The sequence below is a fragment of the Halomarina pelagica genome (assembly GCF_024228315.1).
In the GTDB taxonomy this organism is placed as follows: Archaea; Halobacteriota; Halobacteria; order Halobacteriales; family Haloarculaceae; genus Halomarina; species Halomarina pelagica.
This window is the reverse complement of the sequence record NZ_CP100454.1, coordinates 1,470,557-1,496,366: the sequence shown is the minus strand read 5'-3', so window position 1 is coordinate 1,496,366 and position 25,810 is coordinate 1,470,557. Positions and strand designations below refer to the sequence as shown.

Sequence of the window (25,810 nt, the reverse complement as noted above, 5' to 3'; positions counted from 1 at the left end):
TCAGCGCTCGACGGCCTCCTCGTCCCCCATTCCCTCGGACGCGTCCTCGATCTCGATGGCGACCGCGTCGGCGTCGAACTCCCCCTCGAAGTCGTCGAGCCCGAGCAGTTCGCGCGTCTCGGCGTCGAACGCCCGGCCATCGAGCAGGGGCGCGGCTTCGCGCGCGTCGCTCCCGGAGAGGTGCCTGCCGTAGCGCCCGAGCAGCGAGGTGAGTTCCTGCGGGAGGACGATCGTGGTGGAGGGCGACCGTCCGACGCTCGCGAGCGTCTCCATGCCCCGCTCGACGATCGCGCGCTCGCCCATCGACTCCGCCGCCCGGGCGCGGAGGACGGTCGAAACGGCGTCGCCCTGCGCCTCCAGGATCCGCGCCCGCTTCTCCCCCTGCGCGCGGACGACGCTCGCCCGCCGCTCGCCCTCGGCGCGCTCGACCGCGCTGACCCGTCTCCCCTGCGCTTCGAGGATCATGGCGCGGCGGCGGCGCTCGGCGGCGCTCTGCTGTTCCATCGCGTCGACGACGCCCCGACTGGGCGTCACCTCGCGCACCTCGACCGCCTCGACGCGCACGCCCCACTCGTCGGTCGGCTCGTCGAGCTGGTCGTGGATGCGCGCGTTGATCGCCTCGCGGCGCGAGAGCGTGTCGTCGAGGTCCATGTCGCCGAGCACCGCCCGGAGGGCGGTCTGGGCGAGGTAGAGCGTCGCCCGGCGGTAGTCGTCGACGCCGAGGAACGCCCGCTCGGGATCGACGACGCGGACGTAGAGGACGGCGTCGGCCGTGACGGGCGAGTTGTCGCGCGTGATGGCCTCCTGGGTCGGCACGTCCAGCGTCTGCGTCCGCACGTCGAACCGGTAGGTGCGCGAGACGAACGGCGGGACGACGTGCAGCCCCGGATCGAGCACCCCCCGGTACGCGCCGAAGACCGTGAGGGTGCGCCTCTCGTACGCCTGGACGAGTTCGACCGCGCTCACGACCGTCGCGACGGCGAGGAGCAGGAGGAGACCGACCGCGAAGACGGCGAAGCTGACGACCCCCGCGACGTACGCGACCCCCAGCGCGACGAGCGCCGCGGCCCCGAGCGCGGGGCGGCCGGCACCGCTCGGGCTGGGCCCCTCGACGGCGTGCAACCGCGCCGTGGCCCGCCCGAGTTCGTAGAACACGCCGCGGTGACTCATGCGCGGAGGTTCGACGGAGACGGGGGTAAACGTTTCGGACAGGTTACGTGTCGAGCCGAGCGACGATAGACGGCGGACGGCGAACGGCGGACGGCGAACGGCGGACGGCGTGCGGTTTCGAGGGGAACCTCGGGACGCCACGTAACGTGACGGAGTACCCCTAGCTTATGCCCCGTGACAACGTGTCTAGTATCGATGAACGTCGTCTTGCACTGTTCGAGCGGGTCGGACGACGACCAGCGCCACGCGCTGGCGAACGCGCGCAACCTCCTGGCCGACGACACCGTCGACCTGGAGTCGGTCGCCTTCGTCGCCAACGGCGACGCCGTGTGGCTGCTCGTCGAGGGGTCGGCGCACGCCGACGCCGTGGCCGACCTCGACGGGGCGGTCGACTTCTACGCCTGCAGCAACTCGCTGCGGACGCGGGAGATCTCGACCGACGACCTGCTCGCGGGCGTCGAGCCCGGAAGCTCGGGCGTCGGCACCGTCTCGAAGCTGCAGGAGTCGGGATACCGCTACATCAAGGTCCCCTGATCGGTCGCGCGGCGTGGACGGGGAGTCGAGCGAGAGCGAGTCGGGCAGGGCGGACGGACATCGCACCATGACGATCCGCGGACTCCACCACGTGACGGCCTTCACCGAGTCGCTCGACCGAAACCTCGCCTTCTACCGGGACCTGCTCGGCCTGCGCCTGGTGAAACAGACCGTCGCCGCAGACGACCCGTACGCGCACCACCTCTACTACGGTAACGGGACCGGCGCGCCCGGAACGATCGTGACGTTCTCGCCGTGGTCCGACCGCGACGAGACGGACCAGCGCGCGACGGGCGAGGTGACGGCGGTCGGGTTCGTCGTCCCGCCGCAGTCGCACGGGTACTGGGTCGACCGCCTCGGCGCGCACGGCGTCGAGACGGCGCGCCGAGAGCGATTCGGCCAGCCCGTGCTCTCGTTCACCGACCCCGACGGCCTGTCGGTGGACCTCGTGGCGGTCGACGGCGGCGACGAGCCGTGGACCGGCGGGAGCGTCCCGACGACCGAGGCCGTCCGCGGGCTCTTCGGCGTCACCGTCGCCGTGGAGGACCCCGAGACGACGGCGCGGTTCGTGGAAGACTCGCTGGGGTACGCGCTCGACGGAACGGACGATGGCCGCCTGCGTTACCGGAGCGTCGGCCGCGTGGGGGCCGTCCTCGACGTCGTAAGGCGCGAGGCGTCCGGACCCGCCCCGGTCGGCCCGGGGCAGGTCCACCACGTCGCCTTCCGCGTCGGGTCGGCCGCCGAGCAGGCCGAACTGGGCGAGGCCATCTCCGCGCTTGGGACGAACGTCTCGCCCGTCGTCGACCGACAGTACTTCCGGTCGCTCTACTTCCGCGAACCCGGCGGGTGCGCGTTCGAACTCGCGACGGACGACCCCGGCTTCGCCGTCGACGAGGACCCCGCAGACCTCGGTCGCGAACTGATGCTCCCCGCCTGGCTGGAGGACCGACGCGAGGACGTGGAGGCGCACCTCTCGCCGTTTCCCGTCGAGCGCGGGACGGCGGACGCGGACTGACGGGGGCTCGCCCGTCGTCGAACCGATCGATTAGAGCCGTCGCCGCAGCGTCTCCGCGGTCTTGGGGCCGACTCCCTCGACGCTCGTCAGGTCCTCGACGGTCGCGGCCCGCACGTTCTCCACGCTGCCGAACCGCCGGAGCAGCCGACGCCGCGTCCGCGGGCCGACGCCGGGCACGTCGTCGAGGACGGTCCGCACCTCGTCGCGCAGCGTCTGGTGGTACTGGACCGCGAACCGGTGGGCTTCGTCGCGCACCCGCTGTAGCAGGTGGAGGTGGGGGGCGTCTCCCGGCCAGTCGTACGATCCCTCCGGCGTGATCACCCGCTCCTCGCGCTTGGCGAGGCCGACGGCGGGCACGTCCCACCCGGCCTCCGCCAGCGCCTCGCGAGCGGCCGCGAGCTGGCCCTCCCCGCCGTCGATCAGCAGGAGGTCCGGGTCGGGGCGGTCGTCGCGGCCCGCGACCGCCCGGTCCGCCCGCCAGCGCACCAGATCGCGCATGTTGGCGTAGTCGTCGTTGCGGTCGTCCAGCTTCTTCCGGCGGTAGTCGCCCTTCTCGGGCGAGCCGCCGACGAACGCGACGTTCGAGCCGACGACCGCGCGACCCTGCGCGTGGCTCACGTCGAACCCCTCGATCCGCTCGATCCGGGCCGGGAGGTCGGGGTAGGCGGCCGCGAGCGCGTCCGAGAGGGAACCGGCCTCGTCGCGTCGTCCCACGCCGCGGCGGGCGTTCTTCAGCGCGAGGTCGACCAGCGTCGCCTCCCGCCCCGCGCCGGGGACGCGCAGCGAGACGCCCTCGCGCTCCAGCCACGCGGCGACCTCCTCGCCCTCGGGTCGCTCCGGGAGGAGCAGTTCGTCGGGGAGCGCGCGCTCGGCGTAGTACTGCGGGACGAACGCGGCGAGGACGCCCGCGACGCCTCCCGTCTCGCCGTCGTCGCCGGGCGTCGAGAGCGTGTGGCGCTCGCGGTCGACGAGCTTCCCGTCCTCGCTGCGCAGGCGGGCGACCGTCGCCCGCTCGCCCTCGATGGCGACCCCGAGCACGTCCACCGTCCGCCGGTCGCGGGCGACGACGGCCTCGCCGCCGCCCCCGTGAAACGCCTCGACCGCGGCGAGGCGGTCGCGCAGGTGGGCCGCCCGCTCGAACTGCCGGTCCTGGCTCGCCGCCTCCATCGCCCGGCGGATCGGGTCGGCGAGCACGCCCCCCTCCCCCTCGAAGAAGCGCTTCACCGACTCGACGTCCGCGACGTACCCCTCGCGGCTGATCTCCCCGGTACAGGGGGCCGTACAGAGGCCGATGTCGTAGTCCAGGCAGGGGCGGTCCCGGCCGGCGAACTTGTGGTCCGAACAGCCCCGGACGCCGTAGGTCTCGCGCAGCGCCTTCACCACGGTGTCCACCCGTCCCTTGTCGGTGTATGGACCGTAGACGGTGGCGGAGTCGTCCGGGTCGCGCGTCACCTCGATGCGGGGGAACTCGTGGGCCGTGAGCTGCACGAGCGGGTAGGACTTGTCGTCCTTCAGGCGGACGTTGTACCGCGGCTGGTGGCGCTTGATGAGGTTCGCCTCGAGCAGGAGCGCCTGCGTCTCCGTGTCCGTGACGGCGAAGTCGATCCCCCGCGCCCGCTCGACCATCCGCCGGATGCGCGCGCTCCGCGGGTCGGCGTAGGAGCGCACGCGGGCGCGTAGCTCGACCGCCTTCCCGACGTAGAGGACGACCTCGCGGTCGTCGAGAAAGAGGTAGACGCCGGGAGAGCGGGGCAACTCGCCCGCGCGTTCGCGCACTGCCGCCGAATCCATTCACCGAAATCGAGGGGCGCGGTGGGTAAGAGGGTGACGCGTTCGCGCCGCCGGTGGGAAAGCTGGCCAACGTGTTAGTTAGATCTCTGAACCATATCTGGGTGAATGATATACGAGAAGTTATCGTATCGGAACAGTTAGCAAAGGTGCATACTCGTCTATGCGTGGTTGACCAATATGGTGACGAGACGGTCGATTTTAGCAGGGATCGTGGGTGGTTCGATCGCTGGCGGATATTTTCTGTTGAATCGATTCGGCGCGGGCACACGAACAATGGACACGAACGGCCCGAGTCAGGGGTGCCGTAACGGCGTCACAGAGCGTCCCGAGAACGGGACGTTCAGATTCGTAAACATCGTGCACTTCGATGAGCTAGAGGTCGAACTAAAGGTAGAGAAAGGAAGGAACGTAGAACGCATAGTGATCACTTCGAACGGGGAAACGATTCATACGGTACCGGACGTGAAGGCGGGACGTCGAACCGTGACGTTCGCTGCCGAGGACGCGACGGCGTTCGACATCGCTGTACTGAACGACGACGGAATGGTGATTGACACCGCACAGTTCTATTCGAGGTGCTCTCCGTAGCCAGGTGACGACAACAACCGTGTCATCAGAGCATCGCTAGTGAGGCGCGGAATTCGTTCTCGTGTGGCGATGATGACCCCACTGAACAGCCACTGGACGGCCGACCTTCCGTGAGATCGGATACGGCCGACGGGATACAAGTCGCCGCCGGGCGAAGGGCTCGCCATGCCCGACGACGCGGACGACGCAATCGACGCGGACGGTGCGACCGACGCGGACGGCGGGACCGCTCGTCTCTGGCTGGTCGAGCGCACCTACGACGACCGGAACCTCATCACGCTCGTCTACGCCACGCCGGACGGCGAGCGGTACCGGAAGCGCGAGCGGTCCGCGAACCTCCTCGGGGGGTCCGGGGGCGTGACCGCCGCGATCGAGGCCGACCCCGACGACCTCGCGCCCGTCGAGGACGACGAGACGCGGGAGCGCTACGCGACCGAGGCGGCGCGGATGGCCGACCGGCACGCCCCGGACGACACGATCTGACGCGGTACGTGTGCACGTTTGACTATCGAGGTATAAAAACGGAGCAAAGACTTTCTGCTCCCCGACGCAAGTCGCGCCCGTATGCCCGCGATACAATTGAACGGCGTCACCAAGCGATTCGGTGACGGCGTCGTCGCCCTCCGCGACCTCGACCTGGCGGTCGAAGACGGCGAGATATACGGCTTTCTCGGTCCGAACGGGGCCGGGAAGTCGACGACGATCAACGTCCTACTCGACTTCATCCGCCCGACGCAGGGGTCCGCGTCCGTCCTCGGGATGGACGCACAGCGCGATTCGCAGGCGGTTCGCGCCCGGACCGGCGTCCTCCCCGACGGCTACGACGTGTACAACCGGCTCACCGGTCGTCAGCACGTCGAGTTCGCCATCGAATCGAAGGACACCGACGACGACCCGATCGCCCTCCTGGAGCGCGTCGGGATCGCCGACGCCGCCGACCGGAAGGCGGGCGGCTACTCGAAGGGGATGACCCAGCGCCTCGTCCTCGCGATGGCGCTCGTGGGCGAACCGGACCTGCTGATCCTCGACGAGCCCTCGACGGGACTGGACCCGAACGGCGCGCGCGAGATGCGCGAGATCATCCGCGAGGAGAACGCCCGGGGCGCGACGGTGTTCTTCTCGAGTCACATCTTAGAGCAGGTCGAGGCCGTCTGCGACCGCGTCGGCATCCTCCGCGAGGGCGACCTCGTCGCCGAGGACAGCATCGAGGGACTGCGCCAGTCGATGGGCAGCGGCTCGACGCTCACCGTCCGGATGGCCGACGTGTCGGACGCGGCGGTCGCGGCCGCGCGCGACGTGCCCGGCGTGACGAGCGTCGCCGTCGACGGCGACGCGCTCGTCGTCTCGATACAGGACGGCTCGAAGACGGCCGTCCTCACCGCCGTCGAGGAGGCGGGCGGCGAGGTGCGGGACTTCTCGACGGAGAAGGCCTCGCTCGAGGAACTGTTCGTGAGCTACACGAACGACGAGCGATCAGCGCCGCGGCGCGACTCGGAGACGGAGGTGGAGGCGTGAGCTGGACCGCCGTCGCGCGGAAGGACTTCCGCGACTCGGCGCGGTCGAAGTGGCTCTGGGGACTGTCGGTCCTGTTCGTGCTGTTCGCGGCCGGCGTCGCGTACTTCTACAGCAACATCGCCACGGTCGGGAGCGGCGCGGAGGTCCTCGGCCTGCTCGGGTTCCTGCTGCTCCCGACCGGCCTGCTCGTCCCCATCATCGGGCTGATGATCAGCTACAAGGCGATCGTCGGCGAGCGCGACTCGGGGAGCATCAAACTCCTCCTCTCGCTCCCCCACACTCGAAGCGAGATGATCCTCGGGAAGTTCGTCGGGCGTACCCTCTCGGTGTTCGTCGCCATCGCCGTCGGCTTCGCCGTCGCGGCGGCCGTCGTCGTACTCGAGTACGGTAGCCTCGAACCCGGCGCGTACAGCCTGTTCGTGCTGCTGACGATGTTCTTCGCGCTCGTCTACATCGGCATCGGCATCAGCTTCTCGTCGTTCATGTCCTCCACGTCGAAGGCGCTCGCGGGCGCGGTCGGCCTGTTCGTCGTCCTCGAGTTCCTCTGGGACGTCGTTCCCGTCGTGCTCCTGTACGTCATCAACGGATTCACGCTGACGCCGGCGAACCCGCCGTCGCAGACCGTCCAGGACTTCGTCACGTTCGTGTCGACGCTCTCGCCGAGCGCCGCCTACTCGAACGCCGCGCGTGCGCTCATCCCCGGTCTCGAGACCGGCGCGGCGGACGTCCCGTTCTACCTCCAGGAGTGGTTCGGCCTGGTCGTCCTCGTCCTCTGGCTGGTCGTCCCCCTCGCGCTCGGCTTCGCCCAGTTCAACCGGGCCGACCTCTGAGGCGGTCTCGAACGCTTTTTCGTCCCCGGTCGAACGGGGGTGCGATCGATCTCGGGGTTCGGAAGCGACGACGAGGACGACCCGTCGCCGAGGGGACGAGCCCCCGCGACCCCGCCGGGCCGATCGACCGATCCCGAGACTTCATAAACGAAGACGGGACCAGCGTCGACGTGCGCTGATCGTCACCGCGCGGCGTTTCGCGATCGTGCGACGCACCGCCGCGCGGTCGCGGCCGGTCGCCCCCGGCCGCCTCCGCGTCGCCTGCTCGCCCCCTTTTCCGCTCCAGCCGCGGCTCTCCGCGCTCGGTCAGGCGCTCGCGTCGTCCGCGTCGACCCCGCGCTCGGCCAGGAGTTCCTCGAACCCGGTCCGGTCGAGCACCGGCACGTCCTCCTCCTCGGCGTCGTCGAGCTTACTCGCCCCCGGGTTGTCGCCCGCCACCAGGTAGTCGGTGTTCCCCGAGACGCTGCTCGTGGCGTTCGCGCCGTGGCGCTCGACGAGTTCCTGCGCCTCGCCGCGCGTGTAGCCGTCGAGCGATCCGGTGAAGACGAACGTGAGCCCGTCGAGCGCGTCGCTCGTCTCGAGGTCCACCGACCGCGGCTCGACGCCGCGCTCGCGCAGCGCCTCGATGACCTCGCGGTTCCGCTCGCTCTCGAAGAACTCGCGGACCTCCCGGGCGACGGTCGGCCCCACGTCGTCCACCTCCTGCAGTTCGTCCTCGTCGGCGTCCATCACGGCGTCGAGCGACCCGAACGCCCGCGCCAGCGAGGTCGCCGTCGTCGGGCCGACCTCGCGGACGCCGAGCGCCGCGAGGAAGTCGGAGAGCCGCGGCTCCTTCTTCGCCTCCAGTTCGTCGAGGAGGTTCCGCGCGCTCTTCTCCCCCCAGCCGTCGAGTCGCGCGAGGTCCGCCACCCGGAGGTCGTAGAGGTCGGGGATGGACTCGACGAGCCCCGTCTCGATGAGCTGATCGAGTTTCTGCTCGCCCAGCCCCTCGACGTCGAGACCTCCCCGGCTCACGTAGTGCTCGATGGCGCGCTTCAACTGCGCCGGGCAGGCGAGCCCGCCGGTGCAGAACGCGAGCGGGCCGTCGAACTCGACCGCGCTGTCGCAGACCGGACAGCGCTCGGGGAACTCGAAGTGCCCGTCGCCGCCGTCCTCGACTACCTCCTCCACGTAGGGGATGACGTCCCCCGCGCGCTGGATCCGCACCCGGTCGCCGACGGCGACGCCCAACGCGGCGATCTGATCGGGGTTGTGGAGGCTCGCCCGCGAGACGGTCACGCCCGACACGTCCACCGGGTCGAGCAGCGCCACCGGCGTGAGCCGCCCGGTCCGTCCGACCTGCACGACGATGTCGCGCACCGTCGTCTCTTCGGTCCGCGCGGGGAGCTTGTACGCGTAGGCCCACCGCGGCGCGCGCGAGGTCGCCCCCAGTCGGTCGCACTGCTCGAGGTCGTTCACCTTGAGCACCGCGCCGTCGACCTCGTAGTCGAGGTCGTCGCGGTCCTCGACGAGTCGGTCGCGGTAGTCGATCGCGCCCTCGACGTCGTCGACCAGGGTGGCGCGCTCGTTGACCTTCAGTCCCCACTCGGGGAGCGTCGCCTGCCGCTCGCGGTGGGTCTCGAACCCGTAGGAGACGTCGAGGACGTCGAAGAAGAAGCAGTCGAGCGGCCGCTCCGCGGTCACGGCGGGGTCGAGCTGCCGGAGCGTCCCCGCGGCGGCGTTGCGCGGGTTGGCGAAGGGTTCGTCGCCGCGCTCGACGCGCTCGCGGTTGTACGCCTGGAACGCGTCGCGGGGGATGTAGACCTCCCCGCGGACGGCGAGGAACTCGGGGTAGTCCCCCGAGAGGCGGAGCGGGATCGAGCGGATCGTGCGGACGTTCGCGGTCACGTCGTCGCCGCGCCTGCCGTCCCCGCGCGTCGCGGCGCGGACGTACCGGCCGTCCTCGTAGATCACCTCGATCGAGACGCCGTCGAACTTCGGCTCGCAGACGTACTCCACCGAGCCGTCCGCGTAGGCGTCGAGCGACGCCTGTCCCGACGAGTCGCCGTCGGTCTGTGAGAGGCCGAGCAGCTCGTGGACGCGACGGTCGAAGTCGTAGACGTCCTCGGCCTCGCCGCTCGAATCGATCGACAGCATCGGGGCGACGTGCTCGACGGTGTCGAACTCGTCGAGCGATTCGCCGCCGACCTGCCGGGTCGGGCTGTCCGGCGTCTGGAGGTCGAAGGTCGCTTCGAGTTCCTCGAGACGGGAGAAGAGCGCGTCGTACGTTCGGTCGGGGACGACTGGATCGGCCTCGACGTAGTAGCGCCGGTCGTGATAGCGGATGGCCTCGCGCAGCTGCTCGGCCTGCCGCCGCGCCGCGTCCTCCGTGAGGTCCTCGACCGGGTCGAACTCGGTCGGTGGGTCCTCGACGTAGGGGTTGTCGGGGGCCTCGCGGGCGTCCGTGCTCATCGGTCGGGAGTTGGACCGAGGGAGTTAAAAACGGGGCGTTCCGGCGGCGAAGCTTGCGAGGACGGGGACGCTTATCCCCGAGCGGACGGAGGGGGAGGTATGTCGGAGGAGTTCCTCCTGTTGAATCCCGGTCCCGTCCCCCTCTCGGACCGCGTTCGACGGGCGATGGACGAGCCGATGGTATCGCACCGCTCGGCGGCGTTCGAGGCGACCTACGAGCGGGCACAGGACGGCCTCGAGTACGTCTTCACGCGCTCGACGCCCGACGAGCGCACCACCGGCGAGGGGACGCCGCTCGTCCTCAACGGGACGGCCACGATGGGGATGGAGATGGCCGTCGCCAACCTCGCAGACGGCGACAGCGAGGTCGTGGCGCTCGTCAACGGGAAGTTCGGACGGCGGTTCGCTCGCATCGCCGAGCGCCACGCCCGCGTGACGACCGTCGAGGTCGAGTGGGGCGAGTCCTTCGACCTCGACGCCGTCGCGGAGGCGATCACCGACGACACGGACGTCGTCACGATGGTCCACAACGAGACTTCCACGGGCCTGCTCAACCCGGTCGCCGAGGTCGGCGAACTGGTCCGCGAGCGCGACGCCCTGTTCGTCGTCGACGGCGTGACGAGCATCGGCGGCGACGAGTTCCGGATCGACGACTGGGGCGTCGACGTGGCGATCACCGACGCCCAGAAGGCGCTCGCCGCGCCGCCCGGCGTCAGCGCGCTGTTCGTCACCGAGCGGGCCGCAGAGCGCGCCGACGGGGAGTCCGCGCCGTTCTACGAGGACCTGGAGTGGCACCTCCGGAAGGCCGAGCAGCACCAGACACCCTTCACGAGTGCGGTACCGCTGTTCCGCGCGCTCGCCGAGGCGGTCGAGGAGATCGAAGCCGAGGGGATGCCGGCGCGCATCGAGCGCCACCGCCGACAGGCGCGGGCGTTCCGCGCGGGGTTCGACGCGCTCGGACTGGACCCCTTCCCGAACGCCGCGGGACCGACCGAACGGTCGAACACGGTCACCGCGACGTCCCTCCCCGAAGCCGTCCGCGGCGACCGCTCCTCGGCGTTCTTCGACGCGGTGAAGGAGCGCAACGTGAGCCTCTCCGGCGGGCAGGCCCACCTCGGCGGCGAGATCTTCCGCGTGAGCAACATGGGGAACCTCACCCCCGAACACGTGATCCGGGGCGTACGCACGGTCGGCGAAGCCCTGAACGACGCCGGCGTCAGCGCGGACGTCGAAGCGGGCACGTCGGCCACCGAGGGCGCGCTCGACTGATCGTCCCCGCGCCGTCGGAGACGACGGCCGCGATCCCGGGACTCGTCGGTACCGACCACTATCTACTTCCCGAGTAGTTTGCGCGCGTGATACATCGAGATCGACGGCGAGAAAGCGGTCACAGTCGAGGACATTGTTACTAGCTGAAATACAACTAACGGCTTTAGAGAATATGTACGAACGATACTTTTCGAATGGAGACAAAACGTTTCTCCAATAGTAAATGTATCGCGATTCGTTCACGGGGTAAATACATTCACAGGGGGATCAAGCTTAGAGAGCAAAAATTTCATAACCTTCGTCTAAAGCAATCCCGACGAGTCAATGACTGGGAATCACCCTGGTACCGACCAGCTGACAGATGAGAAAAAGGGGAGCGAGGGCTCCGGACCGCGTCTCGACCGGCGGTCGTATCTCCGGATGGGGGCGGCCACTACCGCGTCGCTCGGCCTCCTCGGCTCCGCCGTACCCGCGAGCGCCGAGGGCGCGACGCGGCACGGCATCGAGTTCGATCGCGTCCTGAACGCCGTCGAGGACCTCGGGATGGATCCGAACGGGAACGAACCGATCGACGACGCGCTCGCGGGCGCGATCCAGAGCGGGACGCTCATCGAGTTCCCGCCGGGCGAGTACCTCGCGACGAGAGAGCAGGAGCACTTCCAGCTCGACGACTTCGGCATCCGGGGGACCGGCGGGAGTCGCCGGGACACGCAGTTCGTCTTCCCCGAGGGGTACAACGAGCTCTTCCTGACGATCCGCTGGGGGCGCGGGCACCTCTACGAGAACTTCACGCTCCAGCAGTACGAGGACGGTGAGACCGCCGTCGGCCTGTACCTCGCTCCTAACGACAACCTCCAGTTCCACGACGTCGAGATCGCCGGATACAACGCGCGGAGCGGCCAGCGCGGCCTCGCGCCGTACATCTACGACGAGGACGGTACCGGCGTCATCGACGGCTACGTCCGCCGCGGCGGCGGCGCGGTGGGCCGGTACCCGAGCGGGACGCAGGCGCTGTTCGTCGGTCACAAGCACCGGGGGACGCTCTACATCCGCAACTCGCACGTCGAGGAGGCCGGCGAGAACGGCATCTACGCGAGCCGGTGTCAGGGAGACATCCGCATCGAGGACTGTTACTTCAAGAACAACGACATCGCGTCGGTTCGGATCGCCGGCGAGGGGTCCTACGTGAGGGGTTCGACGTTCGTCGTCGACACCGACACGGCCGACAACGACCCCGAGGCGTTCGACAACGTCCGCGCCCTCTGGTGGGAGTCGGGGGACTACGCGAAGGAGGGCGGTTACGTCGAGAACTGCGAGTTCGTCCTCGAGTCCGCCGACGTCAGCGGCGGCCTGCTGCGCGTCTCCGGTACCGCGGGCGCGATGACCGTCCGGAACTGCCGGTTCCGCAACGAGACGCGGCACGCGAACATCTTCGCGCGCGCGCCGTCGAGCGAAATCGACGACGCGGCGATCACCGTCGAGGGGGTGAGCATCACCGGCGGCGACGACGACCCCCACCGCGGCGGCATCGAGATCGTGGGGCGGTCGGGGTCGTCCGTCACCGACTCCTGCATCTCGCTCGACGGGGGGTACGACGGCGTCGTCGTCCGCCACGCCAGCGGCTGTACGGTGAAGGACAGCACCATCGACGTTCCCGGCGAGACCGTCGTCGAGGACGACGCCGGCGTCGCCACCTCGAACATCGACGAGAGCGGCTCGTGTCCGCTCCCCGATCCCGACGGCGGCGCGAGTTCCGGCGGGTCCTCCGACGACGGCTCCTCGAGCGACGGCGGGTCCGACTCGTCGGCGTCGCAGAGCGCGGACACGGACGAGGGAAGCGAGGCCGGCGAGGGGGGCGAACCCACCGGCGACGGCTCGACGGGTTCGAACGAGACGACCGGCTCGGACGACGGCGACGGCTCGTCCGGCGAATCGGATGACGGTAACGCGACCGATGGCGGTTCGTCCGACGGCTCGTCCGGTTCCGACGACGCCTCCTCGGACGGCGCGGCGACGGGCGGAGACGTCGAGGTCGAGACCGCCTCGACCGACGGATCGTCCGACGGATCGTCCGGTGGATCGTCCGACGGGTCGTCCGGAGGGGGCGACGGGGGCGACGGTGCGACCGCGTCCGGCGCGACGCCGCAGTCGCTGCCGAACGTCCTCTCCATCCGGTCGGACGCCGTCTCCCCGTACCGCGTCGTCGTCGACGGCGCGATCGAACTCGACCCCGACTTCGGCACCGAGGACGTCGTGAGCGGTAACACCGCGCGGGGCGTCCTCGCGGGGGGCTGGGACGTCTACCGCTTCTCCGGGGAGATCGCCGAGTTCGACATCGACGGCCAGGCCGAGGTCAGCGTCAACGGCACCTTCGTCGATCCCGACGAGCTGGGGACCGACGGCGGGGAGAAGACGGAGTCGAGCGACGACCTGCCCAACACGATCTCGATCAAGGGCGATCCCGGCGAACTCCTGCCGTACCACGTCGAGGTGAGCGGGGACATCGCGTTCGACCCCGACTTCGGCACCGAGGACCGCGTCGCCGACGGGGCCGCCGAGGGCGTCATCGCGGGCGGCTGGGACGTCTACCGCTACTCCGGCGAGATCGTCGAGTTCGACGTCAGGGGCGACGCCGACCTGAAGGTCAACGGCGAGCCGGTCGACGAAGAGTCGGTCTAGGGCCGCCCCGTCGATAGCGACCACGCCCGCACGCCCGATCGAACGACCGAACCCGCGCCGAGCGCTCGGTGCTCAGGCGCTCTCTCCCTTCTCGCCGCGGTCGAAGACGCTGACGCGCTCGGGGTCGACGCGCGAGAGCGCCGGGAGCGCCGCCGCCGCGAGGACGACCTCGGCGAGGCCCACGACGACGAAGGCGACCGTGAAGCCGAACGCGTCGGCGAGCGTCCCGCCGCCGACGATGCCGACCAGGAAGCCGAACGAGCCGACGACGTTGTAGCCGCCCATGGCGACCCCCCGATCGCGCTCCGCGGCGAGGTCGGTCACGAGCGCCATCGTCGCGGGCGACATGAACGCCCCGGTGACGCCCGTCAGCACCAGCAGGACGGCGACCAGCGGGACCGTCGGCGCGAGGACGACGCCGACGACGACGAGGCCGTACAGCGTCGACCCGAGCGCGATGGGGACCTTCCGCCCGATGCGGTCGGAGAGCACGCCCATCGGGTACTGCAGGAGCGCGAACGGCGCGAAGAACGCGCCGAGCAGGAGCCCCGTCGCCGTCGCGTCGAGGTCGAAGGCGGAGCGGAGGTAGACGGTGCCGACGAGCGCGAAGAACCCCGCCGTCAGCCGATCGATGAACCCGAAGGCGTAGGGGAGCGAGAGCGCGGGTCGGGCCCGGAGACTCGAGAGCGCGGCGAGCGCTCCCTCGCCCTCCCGCCCGCCGGGCGCGCGGTCCTCGACGAGCAGGACGACCAGCCCCGGGAGGACGAGCAGCGCGCCAGCGGCGACGACCGGCGCGATCGGATCGAGGTCGGCGAGGCGGCCGCCGACGGGCGCGCCGAGGGCCGTCCCGAGACCGATGGCGATGCCGGCCGCGCCCATGTTCCGCCCGTGGCCGCCGTCGAGGTCCATCAGCATCGTCATCGCGAGCGAGAACGCGCCGATCGTCAGCGCGCCCTGCGCGAACCGGACGAGGAGGACGGTCCCGAAGGAGGCGTCGACGAGGGCGAGACCGGCGAGCGCCGCGTAGCCGAGCGCGCCGCCCAGCGCACCGGCCGTGACGAGCGGGACGCGCCGTCCGAGCGCGTCGCTGAGCGCACCCCACGCGCCCGCGAAGAGGACGAACCCGGCGAACTCGGCCGCGAGGAACCACTTGCCAGCGTCGAGGCCCGTCTCCGCGAGCGATTCCCCGGCGGGCGCGTCAGTCCAGAGCGCGACGAGGTCGGTGACGCCCGGATACAGCAGCACCTGGGCGAACAGGACCGCGAAGACGGTCGCAGCGAGGACGGTCCGCGCGCGTTTGACGGTCACGGACCGGGATACGCGCGCGGGGATGGTAACGCCGTCGGACGCGTCGCCGGGTAGTGTCGAGGGAGCTACCGAAACAGCGGGCGGGACGGGAAGTGCGGGGATCGTAACCGTGGTACTACCAACCAGTGAGCGTCGATAACGGTGTATCTATATTCCCCCACGGGGATACAATACGCTATGACGCAACGTGCTAATCGACGAACGTTTTTGACTGCGGTCGGTGCAGTCGGAGCATCCCTCCTCGCCGGGTGCGCCGGCGGCGGTGGCGGCGACGGTAACGGCTCCGGCGACGGCAATGGCTCTGGTGGTGGTGGCGGCGGTGGCGGCGGTTCTAACCGCCTCACGTGGGACGCTGGCGGGACCGGTGGGACGTACTTCCCCCTGTCCAACCAGCTGAAGGGCATCATCCAGGACAACACGGACTACAAGGTCACCGTCCGCTCGACGGGGGCGAGCGTCGAGAACGTCGGCAGCCTCTCGCAGGGGGACGCGGACTTCGCGCTCATCCAGAACGACATCGCCTACTTCGCGTACAACGGCGAGGGCATCGAGGCGTTCAAGGGGAACGCCATCAAGAACCTCCGCGGCGTCGCCACGCTCTACCCCGAGACGATCCACATCGTCACGCTGGCGGAGACGGGGATCACGAAGCCCGCCGACCTCCAGGGCAAGACGATCAACACGGGCGACATCGGGAGCGGCACGCAGGTCAACGCCGTCCAGATCCTCGAGGCCCTCGGTATCACCGAGTACGACGAGCAGAACACCGGGTTCTCGCGCGCGGCCGAGCAGTTGAAGAACGGCGACGCCGACGCCGCCTTCGTCGTCGGCGGGTGGCCCGTCGGTGCCGTCAACGAACTCGCGACCACGGAGGACCTGGTCATCGTCCCCATCGAGGGTCAGAACCGCCAGAAGGTCCTCGACGCCGCGCCGTTCTACGCGGAGGACGAGATTCCGGAGGGGACCTACGACAACCAGCAGCCCGTCCCGACCGTCTCCGTACAGGCGATGATCGCGACGACCGCCGAGGTGCCGGAGAAGACCGTCGAGGAGGTTACCGCCGCCATCTTCGACAACACGAGTGAGATCAGCATCAAACAGCAGTTCATCACGAAAGACAGCGCCCAGGAAGGGATGTCCATCCCGCTGCACCCCGGCGCGAAGGCGTACTTCGGCAGCGGCGGCAGCGGCGGCAACGCGACCAACCAGTCGGGCAACGACAGCTCGAGCAACGAGAGCGCCAACTGATGGCCCGCGCCGATGTCGCAAAGCGTATTCGGCGCGGCATCGCAGGTCGGTAACGATGCGAACCGCAGTTCGGGCGTTCGCGGCGGTTTTCGTCTGTCTGCTCGCGGTGGGAGGAGCGGCGGCGGTGCCCGCCGGCCAGGCGCTCGTCGTCTCGGACGCCCAGACGGGCGAACGGCTGCTCGTCGTCCCGGTCGAGGAGAACGCGACAGTCGCGCTCGAGTACACTCACAGCGTCGAGAAGACGCGGGTGCTCGACGTCTACGCCGTCAGGGACGACCGACTCGTCATGACGCGCATGGAGTTTCAGTCGTACGGCTGGGGGCTCCCCGCCCGCGCGAACGTGACGCTCGCCGAGGACGGCAACCTCACGTTCGACCCGGCGTGGGCCGGCGAAGAACTATACGTGAAGCCCGGCCGCGTCGCCGGGCACGAACTCCACGTCGGTAACCGAACCTACGACCTCGTCGCCCGCTCCGACGCGCGGTCAGTCCGCCTCTCGATCGCCCAGCGCTCCGCGCTCGACGTCGCCCTCTCGTACCTATCATGACGGACGATACGCACTCCCGGACGAACCGCCCGCTCGCCGACGCCGACGAGTCGAACCACCCGCCCCGCAGACCCGACGGCGGGACCGTCGACTCCCCGGCGGACGACGACGTACTCTCCGAGGAGGAGCGGGAGGAACTCAGACAGGAGATCGAGCGCAAGCGCGACCTGCGCGGCGCGACGGCCGTGCTCGTCTCGGTCATCGGGATCCTCTTCTCGGCGTTCCAGATGTGGCTCGCCGCGCGCGGGCAGGACTTCGAACTCACGCTCCCGTTCGGCGTCACCGTGGATCTGGGACAGCTACAGGCGTTGCAGGTCAACGCCATCCACGTCACGTTCGCGCTCGTGCTGGCGTTCCTCCTGTTCCCGACGACGACGGGCGACGGCTTCCTCAGTCGTCGGCTCGCGAGGGTCGTCCCCGCGGTCCGGACGCGCTTCGGGGCGTCCAGTCCCGCCACCCGCGCCGCCGAGGGCGTCCGACGCGGCGTGCGGTGGTTCATGGTCGATGACGACTTCGAACGCGTCACGCCGCTCGACGCGCTGTTCGTCCTGTTCTCGATCATGGCGGGCGGGTACATCGTCACCGACTTCGAGGAGATCCTGAACCTCCGGCTGTTCGGCATCGACCAGGGCGCGCCGATCCAGGAAGTGTTCACCTTCCTCGCGGTGCCGGTGCAGGCGATCTCCGCGCTCGGTATCCCGCTCGATACGCTCTCCTACGCCTACCTCGTCGGCATCGTCGGGGTGCTGATGGTGCTCGAGGCGACCCGCCGGACGCTCGGCCTGCCGCTCACGATCATCGTGGCGTCTTTCATCGTCTACGCCCACTACGGGCACCTCATCTCCGTCGATACGCCCGTCGTTGGGGTGCTCGCGATCGATCAGTTCTCGTGGGCAGAGATCGTCCAGAACCTCTGGTACAACGTCAACAACGGGGTCTTCGGCATCCCCGTCTCGGTGAGCGTCCAGTTCATCTACATCTTCATCCTGTTCGGGGCGTTCCTCGAGACCAGCGGTGCGGGCCAGTGGTTCATCGACCTCGCCTACGCCGCGACGGGGACGCGCAAGGGCGGCCCCGCGAAGGCGTCCGTCCTCGCGTCGGGGTTCATGGGTACCATCTCCGGGTCGTCTATCGCCAACACCGTCACGACGGGTGCGTTCACGATCCCGCTGATGAAGCGCTCGGGCTACAGCCCCGAGTTCTCCGGCGCGGTCGAGTCCTCCGCCTCCTCCGGGGGACAGATCCTCCCGCCGGTGATGGGGGCGGCGGCGTTCCTGATGATCCAGTACACGGGGACGCCGTTCTCCGACATCATCACCGCGGCGGCCGTCCCGGCGGTCGTGTTCTTCTTCGGCGTCTGGGTGATGGTCCACCTGGAGGCCTCCCGGGTCGGCATCGGCGGCCTGTCGAAGGACGAGGTCATCGACACGCGGACGCACGTCCGCCGCGGGTGGTTCTACCTCGTCCCCGTCGTCCTGTTGCTCTACTACCTGCTGATCGCGCGGCTGTCGGTCGCGCGCTCCGCGTGGTTCACGCTCGTCGCCATCATGGCGCTGATCGCGTTCGTGGCGGCGTACAACGAGCGGACCCGCCTCCCGCTGATCGGCGTCGTCGCGATGCTCACGCTCGGCTCGTTCGCGGCGTATCTCGTCACCGGAACGGGCCTGGTCGGCCTCGTCACGGGTGCCGGCGACGGGGGCGTCGGCCTGCGGACCGCGGCCTACGGCGCGCTCGGCGATCTGGGAACGATCGTCATCGTGGTGAGCCTCGCCACCCTGTTGCTGCGCCCGCACCTCGACTCGCCGCTGCTCGACTACGACGCGCAGGTCGACGAGGCGGTCGAGGAGACCGCCGACCTGCTGAACCGGCCACGATTGACGGACAACGCTCCGTTCACGTACGGCGGGTTCGTCCTCCAGTCGATGAACGCGGGTGCGCGGACGGCCGTCGAGGTCGTCATCGCCGTCGCCGCCGCCGGCATCATCCCCGGCGTCGTCGCGTCGACCGGGCTGGGGCCGAACCTGGTCCAGCTCATCGCCAACCTCGCGGGCGGCTCCATCGTCCTCCTGCTCGTCGTGACGGCCATCTCGGCCATCATCCTCGGGATGGGGATGCCGACGACGGTGACGTACATCATCCTCTCGGCGCTGCTCGTCCCCGCCATCACCGAACTGAGCGCCATCCCGGTGCTCGCGGCGCACCTGTTCGTCCTCTACTTCGGCGTCATCGCCGACATCACGCCGCCGGTAGCCGTCGCCGCCTACGCGGCGAGCGGGATCGCGAAGTCCGACCCGTTCAAGACGGGCGTCGAGGCGTTCTCGCTGTCGCTGAACAAGGCCATCGTTCCGTTCGCGTTCGTTCTCACGCCCGGCATCCTGCTTATCAGGGGGACCGGCGAGAACGCGACGGTGGTCGGTCTCGGCGCGGTCGCCGATCCGGCGTTCTTCCTCCTCGAGGTGCTCGTACCTATCGCCGGCGTGTTCCTCGGCGTCGTCGCGCTCGGCGCGACCGTCATCGGCTTCCTCTACGCCGGCCTCGGTCGGGGCCAGCGCGCCCTGTTCGCGCTCTCGGCGTTCCTGCTCATGGCCCCGAAGCTGCTGCTCAACGCCGTCTTCGACCTGCTCGCGGCGCTCGGGGTCGCCGTCGGGATCGGCGATCCCCTCCTGCTCGACCTCGTGCTCCGCGGCCTCGGCGGCGCGCTCTTCGGCGTCCTCGCCGTCGTGAACCGACGGGGGGCCGCGGGCGAGTCCACGACGACCGAAGAGGTCGCCCCGACGACCGACTGACCGACGTACCGGGCGTATCGTCCGACGCCCCACGCTTCCCTCCTGCCGTCGCCCGCCGCGTAGCGGGCCTCGCCCGCCGCTCGTCATGCGCCACGGACACAAGCGGCGAGCATTGCCGTAACTGTCGGTTATAGATTCGTGCGGGCGTATGCACAGCACACATGAACGACGAGACTCCGCTGGGGTTCGGGACCCGCTGCGTCCACGCCGGGCAGCGCGCGGACCCGGCGACGGGGGCGGCGGCCCCGCCGCTGTATCAGACCTCCTCCTACGAGTTCCCGGACGCGGACGTGGCCGCGGCCCGGTACGCGCTGGAGGACGACGACCACGTCTACTCGCGCATCAGCAACCCGACCGTCGCGCTGCTCGAGGACCGCCTCGCCTCGCTGTCCGGCGGCGTCGGCGCGCTCTGCACCGCCTCGGGGATGGCCGCGCTCGACGCCGCGACGCTCGTCCTCGCCGGCGCGGGCGACAACGTCGTCTCCGCCTCCTCCATCTACGGCGGGACCCACACGTACCTCTCGCACACGGCCAGCAGGCGGGGGATCGAGGCGCGGTTCGTCGACACGCTCGACGTCGACGCCTACGCGGACGCCATCGACGAGGACACCGCCTACGTCCACCTCGAGACGATCGGCAACCCGTCGCTCGTCACCGCGGATCTCGAGCGGATCGCCGACGTGGCCCACGAGGCGGGCGTCCCGCTGTTCGTGGACAACACGTTCGCCACGCCGGCGCTCTGTCGGCCGATCGAGCACGGCGCGGACCTCGTCTGGGAGTCGACGACGAAGTGGATCCACGGCTCGGGCACCACGGTCGGCGGCGTCCTCGTCGACGGCGGCACCTTCCCCTGGGAGGAGTACCCCGAGAAGTACCCCGAGGTGGGCGGCGCGAACCCCGCCTTCCACGGGCTGAACTTCGCCGAGCGCTACGGCGAGCGGGCGTTCACCGAGGCCGCCCGCCAGCGTGCGCTCCGGTCGCTCGGCGACCAGCAGTCGCCCTTCGACGCCTGGGTCACCCTCCAGGGGCTGGAGACGCTCGCGCTCCGGATGGAGCGCCACTGCGCCAACGCGCAGGTCGTCGCGGAGTTCCTCGCGAACCACCCCGACGTGGCGTGGGTCACCTATCCCGGACTCGAGTCCCACGAGACCCACGACCTGGCCACGCGGTACCTCGACGGCGGCTACGGCGGCGTGATCGCCTTCGGCCTGGAGGACGGCTACGAAGGCGGAAAGCGCCTCTGCGAGAACGTGCGCCTCGCGCGCTTCCTCGCCAACATCGGCGACGCGAAGACGCTCGTCATCCACCCGGCGAGCACGACCCACGCGCAACTGGACGAGGCGGCCCAGCGCGCGAGCGGCGTGACGCCCGACCTCGTCCGCCTGTCGGTCGGCATCGAGGACCCCGAGGACGTCGTCGCGGACTTAGAGCGGGCGATCGGCACATGACCGAACGCGTCTCCCTCGGTTCCTTCGAGTTCGCCTGCGGCGAGTCGATCCCCGACCTCGAACTCGCCTACGAGACCTACGGCGAGTACGACGGCGAGAACGCGGTGCTCGTCTGCCACGCGCTCACGGGGAGTGCGCACGTGGCAAACGTCGCGCGAAGCGCGACGGGAGCGTCGAGCGGACGCCGTCCACGAGACAGCGGAGGGAGTGGAAGAACCGACGACGCCACCGACGGCCAGGCCCGCGCCTGGTGGAACGACGTCGTCGGCCCGGCGAAGGCGATCGACACGACGGAGTACTTCGTCGTCTGCGCGAACGTCCCCGGCTCCTGTTACGGTTCCTCCGGCCCGCCCGCGACGAACCCCGAGACGGGCGAGCCCTACGGGACGGACTTCCCCGCCGTCACCGTCGCCGACTGGACCCGGGCGCAGGCGCGCCTGCTCGACCACCTCGGCGTCGACCGCCTGCACGCCGTCGTCGGGGGGAGCGTCGGCGGGATGAACGCCCTCGACTGGGCGAAGCGCTACCCCGACCGCGTCGATCGGGTCGCCGCGATCGCCACCGCCGCGCGGCTCGACCCGCAGTGTCTCGCGATCGACGCCGTCGCCCGCCGCGCCATCACGTCCGACCCCAAGTGGGAGGGCGGCGACTACTACCCCGGCGACGGACCCACCGAGGGTCTCGGCCTCGCCCGGCAACTCGGGCACGTGATGTACCTCTCGAAGGACTCGATGGACGCGAAGTTCGGCCGCCGGGCGGCCGGGCGCGCCGTCCCGGACACCTTCCCGGCGGACCCGGGCGCGGGCTTCTTCGCCTACCGGGACGTGGAGTCGTACCTCGACTACCAGGCCGAGCGCTTCGTCGACCGCTTCGACGCGAACAGCTACCTCTACCTGACGCGGGCGATGGACGACTACGACCTCGCGGAGGGCTACACCTCGGATGCGGACGCGCTCGCCGCCTTCGACGGGCAGGCGCTCTGCGTCTCCTACACCGGCGACTGGCACTTCACCGTCGACCAGGCCGAGACGGTCGCCGAGGCGTTCCGCGCGACGGGGACGCCGACGGCGCACCACGTCATCGAGTCGGACCACGGCCACGACGCCTTCCTCGTCGAGCCGTCGAAGCTCGGCCCCGCGCTCCGCGGCTTCCTCGCCTCCGGCGTGCGCGCCGGTCCCGTCACCGACACCGCCAGTTCCACCGACCGGCCGAGCCAGTTCGCGCCGGTGCACACGAGCCTGTTCAGCTGATCGGGGTACGACGAGCGGGGCGATTCGTCGAACGAGGGGCCAACTCCCTCGACCCCCGAACGTGACGACTCGAACGAAGCTCCGTCGCGTGTCGGAGGGGGGCGTCTCCGGTGGCGCAGCTAGTGGAAGAGGTAACTCTTCTTCACGAGGTAGGCGATCAGCAGTACCATCGCGACGACCGATACGAGATCGCCCTCGATCATGTTCAGGAGCGCGTTCAGCGCGAGGACCGAGAGTGCGACGAAGAAACCCCACGCCCGTAATCGCCACAACCCGATAGCCGCGGCTACTTCGCCGATACCGAACAGGAGAAGGAGCAACGGCGATAGGCCGGCCGTCCGAGCGACGAGTAGCACGACGGCACCAGCCACGGAGAGAATCCCGACGATGAACCCGATACCGGCGAGGAGTTTTATCGGCAGCGGTGGCTCGCTTCGGGGGAGCCTACCGACGCCGGACCGGTTACCCGGTCGAGCCCTCACACGCGTTCTGGTAATTCGCGTCGTAAATACTTTGTCGCGCTCGCGGCTCACGACCGAAGCCGCACGACCGCGACCGTCCCGAGGACCGTCGCGAGGACGTACGCGGGGTGCGCGACGGCGAGGTCGACCGCCAGTGCCGGGAGTTGCGCCTCCGTCGGGGCGGCCGGACCACGTAGCGCGCCCCGGGCGATACCGTAGAGGCGACCCGCCGCCAGCAGGGCCGCGACCCCGCCGGCCACCCGGAGCGGGTTGTCGCTGATCCAGCCCAGCACCCGCGCGGCCGCACGACGCGGAAGGCCGACGAACCACGACACGAGGAACCACGACGACGCCATCACACGTGCGTGCCCGCCGGCGACCCGGATAAAGCTTCGTCAGACGCCGCGCTCGTCGCGTGCGCCGGCGATGCACGCGCCGGAGTCAGACGACGCGACGCGTCGAGAGGACGTCCGCGAGTTCGGCCATCGACTCGACGATGACGTCGCAGACGGGCGCGACGGCGGGCTTTGGGGCGAACCCGACCGCGAGGCCGGCCACTTCGAGCATCGGGAGGTCGTTCGCGCCGTCGCCGACCGCCGCGGCGTCCTCGAGGTCGACGCCGAGGTCAGACGCGAGGGCGGCGAGCGCGTCGTCCTTCGTCCCCTCGACGAGCGGCCCCTCCACGTCGCCGGTCAGTTCGCCGTCGACGATCGGCAGGCGGTTGGCGACGACCGAGTCGACGGCCACGCCCTCGGCGTCGAGGGCGGCGCGCACGCCCCGTTCGAACCCCCCGGTGAGGATCGCGACGTGGACGCCCGCCTCGCGGAGCGATCGGATCACGTCCGCGGCATCCGGGCGGAGCGCGACCTCGCCGTAGGCGCGCTCGGCGGCCGCCTCCGGCAGCCCGTCGAGGAGCGCGGCGCGCCGCCGCAGGCTCGTCGCGTAGTCGATCTCGTCGTTCATCGCCCGCTCGGTGATGGCCGCCATCTCCTCGGCCACCCCCCGCTCGCGGCCGAGCAGCACCGTCATCTCCGAGTCAGAGAGCGTTCCGTCGAAGTCGAACGCGACGAGGTCCATGCCCGGCGATTGCACGCCGGGGGTTTGAAACCCGTCGAAACCGGACGCGCCAGCAAGGATAGCCGCGGTCGCAAAGGGTTATCCCGGCCGACCATCAGGGTGAGGCATGAAGGTGCTGGTCACGGACCCCATCGCCGACGCGGGGCTGGAACGACTCCGCGAGGCGGGTTGCGAGGTGGTCACGGCCTACGACGTGGAGGGACGGGAACTGCGGGAGGAAGTACGCGACGCCGCCGGACTCGTCGTCCGGTCGGGGACCGAGGTGACCGAGGACGTCCTCGCCGCCGCCGGCGAACTCGTCATCGTCGGGCGCGCCGGCATCGGCGTGGACAACATCGACATCGACGCCGCCACCGACCACGGCGTCATCGTCGCCAACGCCCCCGAGGGGAACGTGCGCGCCGCCGCGGAGCACACCGTCGCCATGGCGTTCGCCGTCGCCCGGTCGATACCGCAGGCCCACGCCCGCCTCAAGGGGGGCGAGTGGGCCAAGGGCGACTACCTCGGCACCGAAGTGAACGACAAGACGCTCGGCATCGTCGGACTCGGGCGCGTCGGCCAGGAGGTCGCGAAGCGCCTCAGCGCGCTCGGCATGGACCTCGTCGCCTACGATCCGTACATCAGCGAGGAGCGCGCCGACCAGCTCGGTGCCGAACTCGCGGACCTGGAGGAGGTGCTCGACCGCGCCGACTTCCTCACCGTCCACACGCCGCTCACGCCGGAGACCGCGAACCTCATCGGCGAGGAGGAGCTGCGCCGGCTCGGCGGCGGCTACGTCATCAACTGCGCCCGCGGCGGGATCGTCGACGAGGACGCGCTCGCCGCGGCGGTCGAGGAGGGCGTGATCGCCGGGGCCGCGCTCGACGTGTTCGCGGCCGAACCGCTCTCCGAGGACAGCCCCCTGCTCGGCGTCGAGGACGTGATCGTCACGCCCCACCTCGGCGCGAGCACTGAGGCCGCCCAGGAGAACGTCGCCACGAGCATCGCGGACCAGGTGGTCGCGGCGCTGAACGACGAGCCGGTGTTGAACGCGCTCAACGCCCCGTCGGTCGACAGGCGCGCCTTCCCCCGCGTGCAGCCCTACATCGGACTCGCGGAGACGGCCGGGCGCATCGCCGTCCAGCTGTTCGAGGGGCGGGTCAACGCCGTCGAGGTGGAGTACGCCGGCACGATCGCCGAGGAGGAAGTCGAGATCGTCACCGCGAGCGCGCTCAAGGGCGTCTTCCGCCCGCTCGAACTGCGCGTCAACGCGGTGAACGCCCCTCGCGTCGCCGAGGAGCGCGGCATCGACGTGACGGAGTCGAAGACCAGCCAGTCGGACGTGTTCCAGTCGCGCGTGAGCGTCATCGTCACCGACGGCGAGGACGACATCCGCGTCTGCGGGACGCTCTTCGCGGGCGACGACCCGCGGATCGTCCAGATCGACGGCTACCGCGTGGACGCCATCCCCCACGGCCACATGCTCGTCGCGCGCAACTACGACAAACCCGGCGTCATCGGCCTCGTCGGAACCGTCCTCGGGGAGAACGAGATCAACATCGCGGGGATGTTCAACGCCCGCGAGACCATCGGCGGCGAGGCGCTCACCGTCTACTCGCTCGACAGCGAAGTGCCCGACGAGGTCATCGACCGACTCGAGGAGGACGAGCGCATCATGCGGGCGCAGTACCTCGCGCTCAACAATCACGCGAAGTAGGGCAGAGGGCAGTTCTACCCCTGGTGGACTGAACGGGCGAAGGCTCTCGGGGAAGGCGGGCGACGTAAGCACGCGAACGAGCGACGCGAGAGAGCGCGCGCAGCGAGCCCCCCGACCCGAGAGCGCGAGGGCTTTCGAGGTCACGGT

At 70.0% G+C, this 25,810-nt stretch carries 21 protein-coding genes; 14 read left to right on the top strand and 7 right to left on the bottom strand.

Features of this window, described 5'->3' with window-relative positions:
• The gene (locus NKI68_RS07780) at positions 1-1,170 is read right to left on the bottom strand and encodes an SPFH domain-containing protein (protein ID WP_254546149.1); all 1,170 of its coding nucleotides are present in this window, start codon (positions 1,168-1,170) and stop codon (positions 1-3) included.
• A 195-nt stretch (positions 1,171-1,365) separates the two neighbouring features.
• Here NKI68_RS07780 and NKI68_RS07775 point away from each other — a divergent pair, with 195 nt between their 5' ends.
• Both NKI68_RS07775 and NKI68_RS07770 read left to right on the top strand, forming a co-directional pair.
• On the top strand, positions 1,366-1,704 hold the full coding sequence (locus tag NKI68_RS07775; RefSeq protein ID WP_254546148.1) for a DsrE family protein: 339 nt from the start codon (positions 1,366-1,368) through the stop codon (positions 1,702-1,704).
• A 67-nt stretch (positions 1,705-1,771) separates the two neighbouring features.
• Positions 1,772-2,719 (top strand): ring-cleaving dioxygenase, encoded by a 948-nt coding sequence (locus NKI68_RS07770; protein WP_254546147.1) that lies wholly within the window; start codon positions 1,772-1,774, stop codon positions 2,717-2,719.
• A 30-nt stretch (positions 2,720-2,749) separates the two neighbouring features.
• Here NKI68_RS07770 and NKI68_RS07765 read toward each other — a convergent pair whose 3' ends face one another.
• On the bottom strand, positions 2,750-4,510 hold the full coding sequence (locus NKI68_RS07765; RefSeq protein ID WP_254546146.1) for an excinuclease ABC subunit C: 1,761 nt from the start codon (positions 4,508-4,510) through the stop codon (positions 2,750-2,752).
• A 273-nt stretch (positions 4,511-4,783) separates the two neighbouring features.
• Between NKI68_RS07765 and NKI68_RS07760 the strand changes: the two genes are divergently transcribed.
• From NKI68_RS07760 to NKI68_RS07745, 4 genes are all read left to right on the top strand, one after another.
• Positions 4,784-5,098, top strand: a complete 315-nt coding sequence (locus tag NKI68_RS07760; protein WP_254546145.1) for a hypothetical protein — start codon at positions 4,784-4,786, stop codon at positions 5,096-5,098.
• A gap of 165 nt (positions 5,099-5,263) precedes the next feature.
• On the top strand, positions 5,264-5,581 hold the full coding sequence (locus tag NKI68_RS07755; RefSeq protein WP_254546144.1) for a DUF7967 family protein: 318 nt from the start codon (positions 5,264-5,266) through the stop codon (positions 5,579-5,581).
• Positions 5,582-5,662: 81 nt separating this feature from the next.
• Positions 5,663-6,613 carry an ABC transporter ATP-binding protein gene (locus NKI68_RS07750; protein WP_254546143.1) on the top strand — a complete coding sequence of 317 codons (951 nt, stop codon included), beginning with the start codon at positions 5,663-5,665 and terminating at the stop codon, positions 6,611-6,613.
• On the top strand, positions 6,610-7,443 hold the full coding sequence (locus NKI68_RS07745; protein ID WP_254546142.1) for an ABC transporter permease subunit: 834 nt from the start codon (positions 6,610-6,612) through the stop codon (positions 7,441-7,443). Before NKI68_RS07750 ends, NKI68_RS07745 begins: the two co-directional genes overlap by 4 nt.
• A gap of 306 nt (positions 7,444-7,749) precedes the next feature.
• Here the strand turns inward: NKI68_RS07745 and ligA are convergent, their stop codons facing one another.
• The gene (gene ligA, locus NKI68_RS07740; RefSeq protein WP_254546141.1) at positions 7,750-9,894 is read right to left on the bottom strand and encodes an NAD-dependent DNA ligase LigA; all 2,145 of its coding nucleotides are present in this window, start codon (positions 9,892-9,894) and stop codon (positions 7,750-7,752) included.
• A gap of 99 nt (positions 9,895-9,993) precedes the next feature.
• Between ligA and NKI68_RS07735 the strand changes: the two genes are divergently transcribed.
• Together NKI68_RS07735 and NKI68_RS07730 are read left to right on the top strand one after the other, a co-directional pair.
• The gene (locus tag NKI68_RS07735; protein WP_254546140.1) at positions 9,994-11,163 is read left to right on the top strand and encodes a pyridoxal-phosphate-dependent aminotransferase family protein; all 1,170 of its coding nucleotides are present in this window, start codon (positions 9,994-9,996) and stop codon (positions 11,161-11,163) included.
• Positions 11,164-11,487: 324 nt separating this feature from the next.
• A complete protein-coding gene (locus NKI68_RS07730) occupies positions 11,488-13,842 on the top strand; it encodes a right-handed parallel beta-helix repeat-containing protein (RefSeq protein ID WP_254546139.1) in 2,355 nt (784 codons plus the stop codon).
• A gap of 72 nt (positions 13,843-13,914) precedes the next feature.
• Here the strand turns inward: NKI68_RS07730 and NKI68_RS07725 are convergent, their stop codons facing one another.
• Complete coding sequence (locus NKI68_RS07725) at positions 13,915-15,150, bottom strand: MFS transporter (RefSeq protein WP_254546138.1); 1,236 nt, start codon at positions 15,148-15,150, stop codon at positions 13,915-13,917.
• Between the two features lie 177 nt (positions 15,151-15,327).
• Here NKI68_RS07725 and NKI68_RS07720 point away from each other — a divergent pair, with 177 nt between their 5' ends.
• The 5 genes from NKI68_RS07720 (at position 15,328) to metX (ending at position 22,429) form a co-directional block, all read left to right on the top strand.
• On the top strand, positions 15,328-16,398 hold the full coding sequence (locus NKI68_RS07720; RefSeq protein ID WP_254546137.1) for a TAXI family TRAP transporter solute-binding subunit: 1,071 nt from the start codon (positions 15,328-15,330) through the stop codon (positions 16,396-16,398).
• Between the two features lie 55 nt (positions 16,399-16,453).
• Positions 16,454-16,945 carry a DUF1850 domain-containing protein gene (locus NKI68_RS07715; RefSeq protein WP_254546136.1) on the top strand — a complete coding sequence of 164 codons (492 nt, stop codon included), beginning with the start codon at positions 16,454-16,456 and terminating at the stop codon, positions 16,943-16,945.
• On the top strand, positions 16,942-19,731 hold the full coding sequence (locus NKI68_RS07710) for a TRAP transporter permease (protein WP_254546135.1): 2,790 nt from the start codon (positions 16,942-16,944) through the stop codon (positions 19,729-19,731). The genes NKI68_RS07715 and NKI68_RS07710 overlap by 4 nt, the downstream gene beginning before the upstream one ends.
• A 161-nt stretch (positions 19,732-19,892) precedes the next feature.
• Positions 19,893-21,179, top strand: a complete 1,287-nt coding sequence (locus NKI68_RS07705) for an O-acetylhomoserine aminocarboxypropyltransferase/cysteine synthase family protein (protein ID WP_254546134.1) — start codon at positions 19,893-19,895, stop codon at positions 21,177-21,179.
• Positions 21,176-22,429, top strand: a complete 1,254-nt coding sequence (gene metX, locus NKI68_RS07700; protein WP_254546133.1) for a homoserine O-acetyltransferase MetX — start codon at positions 21,176-21,178, stop codon at positions 22,427-22,429. The genes NKI68_RS07705 and metX overlap by 4 nt, the downstream gene beginning before the upstream one ends.
• 119 nt (positions 22,430-22,548) lie before the next feature.
• Here the strand turns inward: metX and NKI68_RS07695 are convergent, their stop codons facing one another.
• From NKI68_RS07695 to serB, 3 genes are all read right to left on the bottom strand, one after another.
• Positions 22,549-22,911 carry a hypothetical protein gene (locus tag NKI68_RS07695; protein ID WP_254546132.1) on the bottom strand — a complete coding sequence of 121 codons (363 nt, stop codon included), beginning with the start codon at positions 22,909-22,911 and terminating at the stop codon, positions 22,549-22,551.
• Between the two features lie 47 nt (positions 22,912-22,958).
• Complete coding sequence (locus NKI68_RS07690) at positions 22,959-23,246, bottom strand: hypothetical protein (protein WP_254546131.1); 288 nt, start codon at positions 23,244-23,246, stop codon at positions 22,959-22,961.
• An 85-nt stretch (positions 23,247-23,331) separates the two neighbouring features.
• A complete protein-coding gene (gene serB, locus NKI68_RS07685; protein ID WP_254546130.1) occupies positions 23,332-23,967 on the bottom strand; it encodes a phosphoserine phosphatase SerB in 636 nt (211 codons plus the stop codon).
• 106 nt (positions 23,968-24,073) lie between these two features.
• On the opposite strand from serB, the gene serA reads away from it, so the two are divergent.
• Positions 24,074-25,663 (top strand): phosphoglycerate dehydrogenase, encoded by a 1,590-nt coding sequence (gene serA, locus NKI68_RS07680; RefSeq protein ID WP_254546129.1) that lies wholly within the window; start codon positions 24,074-24,076, stop codon positions 25,661-25,663.
• The last annotated feature ends 147 nt before the right edge of the window (positions 25,664-25,810 follow it).